A 14,092-nucleotide genomic window follows, 5' to 3' on the forward strand; every position below is an offset into this window, starting at 1 on the left:
TCTAAGGTATTTGAAATATTTTGTATGAAACTGATGAAAGTCCAAGATTATTTGTTGTACGTACCCGGGCATAAAATCTAATACCTCTCTCTAAATTAAATTTAGTTATATTCTCAGTAACAGACTGTGTACTCGGATCTACATCCGTCCAACCTGAAATAGCTGTATTATTACTTGAAGTACCAATGGCATATTCAAGATATTTTATACTAGATTCCGGATCACTAACATCGTTAAACCTGAATATAATTTCGGTTCTGCCTGGTGTGGGTGGCAGATTTATAGGTGGTATCACATTAAAATTCACTCGAATATCTGGAGTTACCGGTGGTGTATCATCAACATAAAATGGAGCAGTAACACAACGGTAACTTGCCATATTCTGATTATTCTTAGCTCTAATGCTCATAAAATATCTACCATTTGGTAAGTTAAAATTAGGTGTCAACCATGAAGATGCTGGTCCCATATCGTCAGGTGTAAAATCAACAGAATTATTCCAGTTCTTTTTATTCGTTCCACCGGCTGTTGTACCGATTGCAACCTGATAACCTTTAATCTTCGAATCAAGATCTTCTGAGAGCTCACTGAAAATCAGGTAAACCCGCTGAATTGATCTTCTATAACTAACCGCTGCTACCGGCTTTGTAGGAAATGTTGTATCCAAAGGACGAACTGGACCAATGGATAGAATTTCACTTCTTATACCAACTTTATTCACAGCACAAATTTCCACATAAAATGAATCAATAAAATTCAAGAAACCACCGGAAATTGTTTTTTGTAAAACATTGCCTAATGAATCCCAGTCTGTTTTCCTGACCGGTTCATTCTTTGTTACAACTCTGTATTCATAATATGAAAGCCCGGATTCGGGATCATTTGAAGCATTCCAATAAACAGTTAATGTGGGTACTGCCCCGCGATAGATATGAGGGAGATGGATTTCAGGTACTGGATTTTCGATATCATTACTCATTAATTCTTGTGGCAAGTCTACCGGTGGAATTACCTGAGGATTAGCTCCATCAACTAATGGATTAATAACAGGTGGCGCAATGTTTCTTACTGTTGGTCTGGTCGGACCTGTTCCATCATATAGAAATTCTTTAAATATATTTGTTGCGCTCCATAAACCTACGCCATTTTTTGATTTTACATATAGCCGGTATCTATTACCTGTATGCATAGTTAAACCTAAAATTTCCAAATCAGTTCTGCCGCCAGCAGAAGTCCAGTCTATCATTGCAGTTCCATTAGGAAAGGTAACTTTATATTGGTACTCAACAATATCAGATTGATCATCAGTGGAAATCCAATTAGCATAAATTTTCTGTTCAGAGGCGATTAACAGGTTCTGTGCATTTTTATAAAGTCTGGGCAGTGTAATTACAGGATTTGAAGGAGCCGTCTGATCGCCCTGCATTTGAACTGTTGATTCTGTTGTATAATCCCCTTGTGTTGCATAAGTAACACTAAATTGAACCATTCTGGAACTTGTAAAGCCTGCACCCGATCTTGCCTTTAAAAACATAGTATAGTTTCCTGCCGATAAATTATCCGGACGAAGTAAATACCTCCATCTTGATGTACTGTTGCCTAAGCTCTGAAATCCATCGTTAAGAAGCTGATTATTAGTGGCGTTTAAAAGTCTCATTGAATTTTCGAGTGCCACGGGATTAACTGTCCAACTGAATTTTGCAATAGTTTCATAATAGAAGTTTTCTAAATTAACATTAAAGGAAGTTATTTTTGGTACAACTAAAAGTGCAGCAATATTATTTTTATATGTGTTAATATTTTGTAAAGTGGTTGGTCTGTTTCTTATTGCATCTGGTTGATTATTCTTCCAAGAATAATAACTATTGTAAATATCATACAAGTTTTCATGCATCTGAACTCTTATAGCAAATAGCTGATCAAGCGCATCTGTATAAGCGGTTTGCCCATTATTAATATTCTCTAACTCAACCTGTAAAGCTCTTTCATTGTCTGACATTTGATCCTGGCTTTTATTAGTAAATGATTGCAACCCGGTAATATTCGTATTGTACCATAAATCCATTCCATATTGATTGCAAAGTTGTTTCTTAACATTAGCAGATGCATTTTGCCAGGTTCGGTTAAAATCATTTAACTTGTTTTGTGCATCAGTTGGATTATCACCCAATTCAACAAGCCTTCTTAAACGCCATTCCGTTATATTAAACAATTCATTATTATCAACCGCATTTGTTTTCCTTTCAATATAACCTTGTAAAGCAGCACGATGGTTATTACTTAATGCAGTTTTTGTATTATTTGCCCATGTTTTTTCATTATATAACCGAGAGTTCAAATGGCTATAAAAGCCTTCCATATTCGATAATAATGTAGAATACTTTGTTCCAATTGAGTTATTTGCCTGGATAGGTCCATTTATTTCCAAAGCATTATCAACAATCCGGAGACTACTGTTAATTGCATTTATTCTGCTATTTAAGTTAGTTTCATACTGATCCATTGCCGTTTGCGCATTACTTGCTACTGTTTGGTTTGCTGCGGCAATTGTCTGATCGACAGAAAAACCAGGACCGGATCTAACTACCTTACAGACTTTTCCACCAATAACCTGTGTTGAAGTAACGGGTGGATCAAAGTTAGGATTTTGAACTGGATTACCGCCAAAAGCGTATTCATCGCGCGTCATTTCTCTTATATCAGGATTTGCAATAACCTGGTTCAATCCAGTTGATACTTGTGTTCTTGCTGTATTAAAATCTGATATATTATGGCTAAGTACAATTCTTTCGGCTTTTAATTGAGCGGTTGAATATGATTCCCTAAGATCTTGTGATAGCCATACTTTATCTCTTACCCAAACATATTGGTTAATTTCACCATCCATGTAAGGTCCAAACTCTTCTTCAATATCTACAGTTGAATTAATAAACCAAATTGCGTCCCGTATCTCTGGACTATCCAAATCTCCTAACGTTCTGACATTTTTAAGCATTTGCCCATAAGAATAAAGTCTGTCAAATACGGCACTCAACTCCTGCTCGGTAAGTTGCATATTTGCAAGCATAGAGTTATCAATTTCCTGCTGAGCTTCTCTTCTTTTATTCTCCATTTCCTGAGAAGCGCTTTTAGCTTCCGCAATTAGTTTTCTTAAATCGGAGTTTCCACCAAAGCCGCCATCACAACCGCTGCTTGATATTTTACCCCAAACACTACCATCCCAATCAATACCACAAACGCTTACACTTAAACTTGCAACTCCGTATATGTAAAAGTTATTAGCATTACCAAACAAAGCTCCCTGCAATCTTCCTTCTGCAGAAGCTAATCCACCAAGGACTTCAACATCTATCCACGTTGTACAAAATAAACCCCAGGAAGAGTTTCTTGTTTGATACCAAATCTCACCGCTAAATCCAGCGTTCACTTCAATTATCCAAATATCAAAACCAGCGTTGAGCGAAATTGAACATAGAAATCCTTCACTTCCAAAATATAGGTCGCTTTGGGAATGTAAAATACTCAGAATATCTATACTAAGTCTACCAGTTATTCCCCAGCTATCTCCGCCATAATAATAGAAATCAAGTGAACCGCTTCCTTTAACTAAGCTATAGATATCTAAAGTTATGTCTATATTTCCTTCAGCAAAACCGTTGCTAAATCCAACAGCAAGATGAGCAATTCCTTTTATTCTTTCACCTTGGTTTAGTATAATAAGCTTTCCATCAACACTAAAATATTCCTGAGTAATTGTAATAAGAACTCTACCCTGAACAAGATTATCACTAACAATAACCGCTGCACCAAAAAGAAATACTGCAAACTTTCCTGGTGATCTTGTTATTTTAGAATTTACAGATGCATCTACCTGGGCTTTTTGTTGAACAAGAATTATATCAGACTGTTCGGGATTATAGAAGAACCCGCCGCCAATTCCATTAATAATAAGCGGACCAATAGGAATTTCTAAACCTTCAACTGCAACAAACAATCCAAAAGTAGATTGATTCTGTCCATCTTTACCAACCTTACCAACAACTGTAATTGTTTTATTTCCAAAACTTCCACTACCAGAAGCCAGCAATAAAAATCGGTTACTAATATTTTGATAATCCATGTCTGCGGAAAATGTTAGAACATTTGGAATGGAAAGGTTGGCATTCTGAATATAAAATCCGTTTCCACCGCTTCTTGTTTTATATGCAACAAATTTGTCAATTCCACCGCTTAGAACATTTGCAATGGATATTTCTCCACCAAATGAAAAATAACTTTCGACATGCTGAATCTGTTTATTATTAGAAGTTGCATTTGAATTTCCAGATGGTAATGTCCCTCCTTTTAATGTAAGAGTCCGGTCAAGTCCACCTTCCCATTCAAGGCTTGTTAAGGTAACTGTAACGGTATTCAGAACACTTAATGAACCGCCTCTAATTACATCAGATAAACTTCCAACTCTTCCATCAGCATCGATATTAAGCCCTTGAAAATCTAATGAGCCGGAAATATTATTCCCACCTTCACCAAGTGATAATTCCATTTTACCAGAAATAGAAAGCGCAAAGTTTTGATTGTTAGAGCCGGCAATAATTAGATTTTTCAATTTAAATACATCCCAATTAAAATCACTTAAACCTTGGGATACCGAAATATTTTTCCAGGATATTGAACCATCAAATTTAATTTCCAAACCTGGAGCAAAAGGATTTCCTGTACCTACACTTAATCGTTTTGATTGACTGTTTGAGAAATAAACATCCATTACTGCCTGGATAGAACTGTTGCGGATGTTGGCAAAATCCAGGTTTAGTTTTATTATTGTTGGATCAACTGTGGCAATCCAGAATTGGTATTCAGAGTTATCGACACTTGGATTATTATCCAGCCTTTGGTTTTGATTAAGCAGCGTTACAACCGTGCTGCCGTCTATTGTGCCATCGGCACTAATACCAAAAGTAAAGTTGTTAGTTAATGAACTTGCAGGTTTTGGAAGTTTTACATTTCCATTAACTGTTAATTTTAAAACCGGTTGAGAAGTTATTCCTAAACTTGTAATTGTTAAATATCCGGTGATTATATCAATTTGCTGATTTACAAAAACTCCCTGAACCGATATACTTCCATCCGTTCCAATTTTGAAGTTTTGGAAGTCAACATTTTTATCCAAGAAATTAATACTTCCATTTAAGGTTGCATAAAATATTGAATTTGTATAAGCAAGAGTAATAGCTTTATTTGCTCCTCTATCCTTAAGTGTAAAATTTGCATTGAATATTTTGAATACCTGGTATTCAGTTTCCCTTGATATACTAATATCCGGCGAAACAAAACCATTTTTATTAAACTTCAAGTCCGTTATTGTAATGGCAATATTATTTAATGTTGGAAAACTTAGGATTCCGTTTAGTTCAAATGAAAAATCATTTTCTGTATAAGTAAATTTTGGATAACCTTGAGCAACCTGAAACTTCGCAATGTTTAAGTCAAGTTTTCCTGGCTGCTGAAGATGATTTAATGAAAAAGCAAAGGCATAATTGTTATTTGTAAACTGAGCAGTAAAATGGATGGCAGAGGAATCCCTGTTGTTGCGGAAAACGCCGGTTGTTATATCACCACAAATCTTAAATGTTGTGGAACCAGGATTAAAAGTCGCCTCAATTGCCTGTAACTTGAAGTTTGCAATGCTTCCGAGAATTGCATTTTTAATATATCCACCTGTCGGATCAAATGTTTCTTTGAAATTTCCGACTCTGACTAAGCCTGAAATTCCAGAAGAAGAGATAGTCATATTTTCAATTTTAACGGCTACGCTGCTTAAAGCATTTGGAAGCCACAGTTCGCCTGTTGCTCTTAAAACAGCAACACCACTTACCAGGCTGTAATTTATTTTTTTGATTGTAACCGGTACACCATAGTTTTTTAATTGTAGCGGTGGAGTTAAAGTAACATCAAGCGAACCACTAACTAACGCCCACGTTGTTGTGTTGACTATAAAATCAAAACTAACATCCTCTTCTGGTACATTTGCTGCGCTATATTTTAGCCCCGGCATATATAGCTTAACCGGTGATGATGTATAAATTCTTAAACCGTTATCTTTCCTTTCCGTTTGAATTAATAAATTATTACCATTCTTGATTTTTAAATAAGCAATTGTTTCTGAGGGTAAGGGAATTTTTTCCGGAATTACAAAATCAAAAAAGTTCGGATCAAGATGAAGATATGGACTAACATTATCTATTGTTGCAGCATTTGTACTTCCACTTTTAATCTGTGCAGTTCCACTTTTTACAATGAAGGAAGAAAATCCAACAAGAAGATTGTTATAGGTGCAAGTAATATTAGCAAAGACGTTTCCGTTCCATTTAGCAAAAAGATTTGATGTGCCTGAATTTATGTGAAGTCCATCTTTATCCAGAAAAATGTTGTTTGGAAGAACTAACCGAATAACTGAATTATCATTTACTTCCTGATCGGCAGCAATAGTTTGCCAGTTAAATACACCTCCGGAAGCTGTAACCTTAAAAGCAAATTGATTTGTAAGTGTAACCTTTCCGCTCTTAATTGCCATATTTGTAAAATCAAACAACAGGTTATCAAACGTTGCATTAACTGTTGAGTTTGGCAGTTTAAGATTACCGCTTATTAATTTAAATCCATCCTTGTTAAGCAGTGCACTTGTTATTTCAAATAAAAGTATTGGATTGTTCTGTGGAAAACCAAATCGAATAGAATTGTTTACTGCAATCTGCCCGTCTTTAATAACACCATTGATCAAATCAAAAGTAATATTACCTCTTGTTGTTGCAAATTGCCCATCAGTTATTGATGGCAATTTTAAATCACCGGATAAATTTAAATCAATTGATTGAGCATTTATATTTTTTGAAAAAATTAAAGATGAGCTTACAACGGTTAAACTTCCAATACCTAAATTGATTGGACAGCGCGGTACAAAGCTTCCAATTGTTCCTGTTATTATTCCGTTGGCATCAATAGTTAATTGAGTGGAAGTAAGGTTCATTAGACCAGTTTCACCCTGGCATTGTAAAGAACCTGGAAGTTGTAAGTCTCCCTTTATTTTAATGTCGAATGTTTGAGTTCCGTTTGCAGCTAAATCAAGACTGCCACTAAGTTCTTTTATTAAATAGTAAAACGATGGATTGAACGACAATCTTGGGAAATTAGAATTAAATGTTCTTGCAGTAATGCTTCCCTGGATTTTTCCCGAAATTATATTGGCGTTAGTAATTGCTAAACTTATATTCCGTAAGTCAGTTATACCCGGAAAACTAATCTGGAAATCAAATTTGAAACCCCAATTATTTGGAACCGGATTTTGACTAAACCAATTAAAAGTAAAAGACGGCATCCTAAAAGCTGTTGGCTTTATTCCAAAGCCAAGCAAGGCATGAACTTCATCCTGAATATTTGGGAATGAAGTCTCCGGGAAAATTATTCCAGCTTTAGTAATTTTAACTCCGGTTATTATTGGCGTCGTTATATTCAAATCCTTAATTTTTATTTGAATACCCATATTAAGTTCAAAATCCCAACCTGGATTATTACTATAAGTTAGTGACCTGATTGTGAAATCGGAAAGTGTAAGAGATAACCAACTTAAATCAATCTGCGGAGGCAAAGGCAAGTTATCTGCCGTAATTTGTTTTAATTCAATTCCATTCTGTGTTAAACCAAGCTTTATAACAGCGCCATAATTAACATCACCAAGATTCATTCGTAATGAACCATCCAAAGTAAAATCGTATTGAACATTTGCCGGCACAAGCTGAATATTAAAGCTTCCGGAAAATTGTGTTAGATTAATAATTATTTTATTTGCCTGATCGAGTGAAAAGTTTTTATTCAAGTTGTCTAAATTTACTTCGCCGAAAAGTTTTCCATTTGGCAGAAGCGATAATTGAAATTGGTTCTTAATTACAGATCCGAAAGAATAAAGATCACCGGTAAAGTTGAAAGCTTTAACCCCATTAACATCACCAAAAAAAATATTCCTGATAGCAAATGGAATATTAAATTGTCTAAGATCAAAAGTGGATAGAAGATTATCCGGCACTTGAACATTGATTGAACCTTCGACTAATTCTTTAGTCACCTGGTCAATAAGAATATTGAATGTTACATTAATTTCCGGTGGTTCAGGTTTATCAAACTGAAGTGCTTTTATTACAAGCTTAACGGGTTGCCCAACCTTAGTTCTAAGCCGGAAATTTCCATTTTCAACAGATTGTTCAACAAGAAGATCATTTCCATTTTTAATTTGCAGATAAGCGATTGACTCAATTGGAAGAGGTAACCTTTCCGGTAATAATGCAAGTGTAAGCGAACTTAAATCCGGGAAAAATCCGTTCGCATTAATTATGGCAATGCTTGTTTGACCGTAAAGAATTTGGCATTGCCCATTAATAATTCTGAATGGATTTAATGAGATTGCAAAATTTTGTGAGAATGATGCATTAAGATTAGGCAAGTCTCTTCCATCATATTTTAAATATGCAGATGCGTTACCTGAAATTTTTAAACCGGTTCTATCGATGCTAACCGCACTCGGCAGATTGATGAGTATTCCAACTGGGTCTATTAGACTACTTCCTGCAGCAACCATTTTGAAATCTACCTGGTTATTTTCCAATGTAGCCTTTAATGCAAAAGGAATATCGAAAATTACTGTTCCCGAATTAACTCCGTAATCCTGCCACCGCATTTTAAATTCATTAAAAGTTGCACCTACGGTTGTTCTATCGCTTAATCTTATTTGGTGCCTGCCATCGATAATAAATTCATCCTGCGTTATGGTAGCACTATTAATCAGAAATGATAGAACAGGATCCTGTGGCGGCAAATTTATTGTAAATGGTTGATTTACTTGAGCAAGAAAACTTATTAAACGTTGATTCATCAGATCATATTTAAATGTTGCCAGCGCAGTAATGGATTGACCACCGGGCGAATTAAGAGTAATATTTCCACTTCCTTCCAGAAATGCCTGCTGTGTATTTCCATCTAAACTTAAAATTAGTTTTGAACTTGTAATTGTTAACTTTAATAAACCAATCTCTAATGGGCAATTTGGAATTATGTTTTCAACTATTCCCGTTACCTTTCCATTAGAAGATAAATTTATTGAAGGGGTCAGAAGTTCCAGATAACTATTTGTTCCCTGGCAGGCAAATGCAGGAGGTAAAGAAAATCTGCCTTTCAATAAAATGTTAGGATTTATATTTAATCCACCAGAAAGACTGATGTTCAATCCGCCCTTCAATCCTGTAATGAAAAAAGGAAATGAACCGTTAAGATCAAGTTCAAGTCCTGGCAAAGGAAAACTTAAATCTGGAAATGGAATAGAAAAATTTCCGTTACTTATTGATGCATTTAAAACCGGAATAACAAGATTAAGTAAGTCTCCGCTTCCACCGGATAAATTCGGCATCCTTAAATCCAAATCGAAATTAAATCCTAGATTGCCCGAATTACCTGAGCCAAGGTCGGGCCAGTTAATTGTTGATGGTAAAAGTCGTAAAGCATTAAGCTCAATTTCAAACGAACCAAGTGTAATTTTAGGTAAAGATAAATTTGGCAACGTGATTGCCGGAATATTAAATCCGCCTGGATTAAAAGAACCACCTGAGGATGAAGGAATAGTAAAGTTCAACGAAGGAAAAGTAAATCCAACATCAAAATTAAATTGGAAATCCCATCCACCTGAACTTTTTGAAAGTGATGCAAGAGAAAGATTTTCAAGATTGATTTTCAACCATCCCAAATCAATTGGAATGATACCTACATTTCCTCTTGGCCTGAATGAAACTAAATCCATTCCGGAAGGTTGTAAATTATAAACAATATCGGCTCCAAATCCGCCAAGGTTTCCAACTTTTAAATCAAATCCACCAGTTAGATTTAAGTTGTAATCCGATGTATTATTACCAAGATTTGCACGAATGGATCCGGCAACATTATTGAAATTCAATGTTAGAACTTCTGAACCTTGAACTAATGGATAAACCAGATTTATATTACAATTAACCTGTGCACTTAAATTACCATCTCTTGATAAAGTCATCTCTGGAATTTGGCAATTAACTTGCTCACCAAACAGATTAAGCTCTCCCATTAACTTGATGACCGGATCTGAGAAATGGATATTCGCTTCCGTAATCTTCAGCAAAAAATTTCCTTCTCCTAAAGTACAAATAGGAACAGCAGAAGAACCAAATGCTGTAAGATCACCAGACAGTTGTCCATTTGATAAAGTAAGTTTGCCATTCAATGGAACATTGCAATTTGGGAAATTTAAAGCTCCGGAAATACTGAAAATATTTGGAGCTATAAATTCCAGTTCCCGTGGAAGGAAATATTGACCAGTAATAGAAGCTGGGATATCGTCCTGCTGAAGCATTGCCGTTATTCTTCCCGATAAAAAAGTAGGTGGTGTATAATTTCCTTTTAGAAAAGTAAGGTTATCCACAATTACAGAAATAATACGAGGATCCGAATTGGGGAAACGCAATTCCAAATTAGTTGTTCCATTTAAAGAAAAGCTGAAATCACTTTCTGTTATTTCCAGGGAATTTAAATTCTTCAGGTATGCAAAATTTTCTTCTAAAATTAATGTTTCTAATGCTAAAGTTTCAAATGCTTTTTGCTGTGATGTTCCATAAAAGAAAGTCCAGATTTCACTTTTACCATTATTAGTGCCAGGAGCAAACCCATTGTCATTCGTAGCGGTAATTTGCCATACATATTCTTTACCATTTTCTAATGCAAGTGCATCCGTGGGATATGTATATGTACCAATGCCAACAATATCTGCAACGTGATGTGGTGGATTGGATAGAAGCGCTGTTTCAGCCAATTGCCGTGGAAATCGCTCAACTATTTTCAAGTTATAGTGAATTGTGTAATTTGTTGGAGTTGAAATCGGCGACCACATAAAAGTTGGAGTAGAATTACTACTGGAAAGTTGAGCTTCATTCACCGGATCAAGTAATTGCGGCGGATCAGGATACACAGTATAAAAATTTGCAGATGCTTCAGTTAATAAACTATTATCATTGTATCGATATAAGGAAACACTTATTATGTAATCACCTTCCAACAATCTGCCGGAACGTGCAATCGTTTCATAAAGAGTCTTATCATAATCCACATCTTTCCAATCAACAATATCGTTATAAGTGTTAATTTGAGTTTGAGGACCGGCAGGAATTGAAAGTGTATCACTTTTCCCTTCAATGATTACTTTACCACCAATTGCGGGATAAATAATTTTAAGTCTGGCATAAAATACAGTGCGTGGAGTTCCCGCAGAGGTAATAATCACCAGGTTTCCTATGGAAGGATCGCGCTCCCAATCATTAAAAAATGGGCTTGGATATGCATTTACAACCAGGGTTGCATTCCAATTCATATCCTGCGCAAAACAATGTACAGACAAAAGAAAGAATGTAAAAAACGCTAATATATTTTTTTTTGAGAACCGCATTTCAACCCCTCAATAAAGTTTATTACGGTAATATTAATTTTTCAACATCAATCTTGCAAGATAGAACTTCTTTCACAATCCCATAAAGATGTGATAGTGATTTGATATTCCCAAAATAATATTTTCTTATTGATCGTCTGACTGCAAAATGGAAATAAATTGTACAATTGCTTAATTGTTAAATTGTTGATAATGGTACGGCTAACTTTGACTTCGGACATTTGACGTAACACTAGTTCATTATCATGTAATTACCATTCCTTTACAAAGATAAACCGCTAAACCAGCAGCAGGGTAAAAAACCAATGTAGTATGTTTATCCGAAAGACTATAGTATATTACAGTTGGTTATTAAAGCACGGGGGTTCTTACTTAAAAGCCTAACCAGAGATATATTTCAATAAAAGACAAAATTGTTATTCCTGTTTCAGTTGTTGTCTTTACTTTTCTTATTATACAGAACAGAAAATTTACGATCCTGCAGGGTGGGATTATATTTGGTAAGTTGTTACGCTTAATATTCTCTTTAAGATGTTTACGCGTATTTAGGGCAGTACACCTAATGATGGCTTGGTGGAAGAAATGGACTATATGGCTTAATAATGGAAATGAAAGGTATGGGTTTGACCATATTGGAAGCCGATAGAATTTTAAAAAAATATTTTTAAGTTTATTGAAGCATTTAAGGAGTTAAATTAAACAATAATAAATTTTACACTGATATGAAAAACAAAATTATGCGCACCTTGAAATTGACACTACCCGGCTCTCAATAAAAAGGCGAAATTACAAATCCTAAGGGATAAGTACACTTTTTTATTTACAACCAAATATTAAATAATCTTTTAAATAAAAAAAGGAGTTTGCGTGAAAAATATTTTATTAAAAATATTTGTACTGTTAATAGTTTGTAAGTCTTTGCTAAATGGTCAAGTTGATCTATTAAAATTTAACTCGGCTCTAGGCTTAAATCCACCTGTTACAATGCCCTTAGGAAAAAAGACCGTTCAGTTTACAAATTATCAGGTTTATCCAACTTCTAACCATCAGAGTGAGGTATCAATATCAATTAGTCCTATTAATAGTAACAAGTTAGCTGCGGGTGCCAATACAGATCCAGGGCAAGGCTTTTATTATTCAACGGATGGTTCAAATACATGGAGCGGAAATGATCATTTATTAACTACATCTGTATCTGCAACGGATCCTTCGTTAGCTTTCGATAGAAAAGGAAATGCTTTTTTCAATTATATAGATGTTGTAGGAAGCAATGGAAGACTATATCTAAGTAAATCAACTAATGGTGGAATTAATTGGAATGCTTCTGTAAGGGTTGATAATAATGATCAAAAATCTGTTGATAAAAATTATATGGCAATAGATGTAAATTCGAATAGTACTTATAAGAATAATCTTTATTTTGTCTGGACTGAATTTTCAGGATCTAATCCAATAAGATTTTGCAGATAAATTGATTCCGGAACTACATTTACTAATTATACAAATCTCAGCGGTGGAACAACAGTTGTTCAGGCAGCTGTTCCTGCAGTCGGACCTAATGGTGAAGTTTATGCTGTATGGGGAATAGGGAATCCCAATGAAACAGGTATAGGTTTTAATAAATCAACGAATGGGGGCAGCTCATTTACATATACAAATCCACCGACAATAACTTCTGTAACTCAGATTGGAACTTTAAGTAACAGCCGCTATAGATTAAAAATTACAACTGATTATCCAAATGGGATTCGTGTTAATAGCTTTCCGTCAATAGCCGTTGATAGAAGTGGTGGTTCGAGGAACGGGTATATATACGTAGTATGGGCAGATAAACGTTCAACTTCGCCTGGAAGCGGGACACCAGATATATTTTTAATTAAATCGACTGACCAGGGTTCAACCTGGAGTACTACTCCTGTACTAGTAAACGATATTACCATCGGCGATCAATGGATGCCTTGGGTGGATGTCGGTCCGGACGGTGCTGTAAATGTGATATTCTATGACAGTAGAAATGATGTTAATAACCTTCTAACTGAAGTTTATGTTGCAAGATCAACAGATGGAGGTTCAACTTTTACAAATTATAAAGTTAGCGATCAGCAGTTTACTCCAATTGCAATTCCGGGTTATGCATCTGGTTATATGGGTGATTATATAGGAATTGCATCAGGTATGAATAAAGCCTATCCAATATGGATGGATAATAGATCGAGTAGCAAATATCAATTGTATACTCAAACAATAACTTTTGGTGTTGTTGTAGATCAGAAGTTAAGTACCGGTTCCGCTGTTGGAACAATCGGCAGATGGAATGGAAATTCCTTTCCAACACCCCGCCTAAATCCTGGTGCGACAATTCCAAACCTGTTAGGTACAACTGAAGTTTTACAAGGTGATCAATCTATCTACAGTAGTCAGAAATTCAATATTTGGGTAAGAAATAATGGAAATGAAAGGTATGGGTTTGACCATATTGGAAGCCGATAGAATTTTAAAAAAATATTTTTAAGTTTATTGAAGCATTTAAGGAGTTAAATTAAACAATAATAAATTTTACACTGATATGAAAAACAAAATTAT

General features: G+C 35.1%; 3 protein-coding genes. 2 read left to right on the forward strand and 1 reads right to left on the reverse strand.

The window, feature by feature from the left end; all coding sequences use genetic code 11:
* Position 1: 1 nt before the first annotated feature.
* Positions 2-11,509: a hypothetical protein gene (locus tag NTX22_05760; protein MCX6150011.1), complete on the reverse strand. Its 11,508-nt coding sequence runs from the start codon at positions 11,507-11,509 to the stop codon at positions 2-4.
* Positions 11,510-12,376: 867 nt separating this feature from the next.
* Here NTX22_05760 and NTX22_05765 point away from each other — a divergent pair.
* Both NTX22_05765 and NTX22_05770 read left to right on the forward strand, forming a co-directional pair.
* Positions 12,377-12,979 (forward strand): hypothetical protein, encoded by a 603-nt coding sequence (locus NTX22_05765; protein ID MCX6150012.1) that lies wholly within the window; start codon positions 12,377-12,379, stop codon positions 12,977-12,979.
* A gap of 483 nt (positions 12,980-13,462) precedes the next feature.
* Positions 13,463-13,999 carry a hypothetical protein gene (locus NTX22_05770; GenBank protein ID MCX6150013.1) on the forward strand — a complete coding sequence of 179 codons (537 nt, stop codon included), beginning with the start codon at positions 13,463-13,465 and terminating at the stop codon, positions 13,997-13,999.
* Positions 14,000-14,092 lie beyond the last annotated feature (93 nt).

This window comes from Ignavibacteriales bacterium (assembly GCA_026390815.1).
Taxonomy (GTDB): Bacteria; Bacteroidota; Ignavibacteria; order Ignavibacteriales; family SURF-24; genus JAPLFH01.

Coding starts and splice junctions, on each gene's coding strand:
- NTX22_05760 (MCX6150011.1), bottom strand. CDS start 11,509: ATGCGGTTCTCAAAAAAAAATATATTAGCGTTTTTTACATTCTTTCTT.
- NTX22_05770 (MCX6150013.1), top strand. CDS start 13,463: ATGCCTTGGGTGGATGTCGGTCCGGACGGTGCTGTAAATGTGATATTC.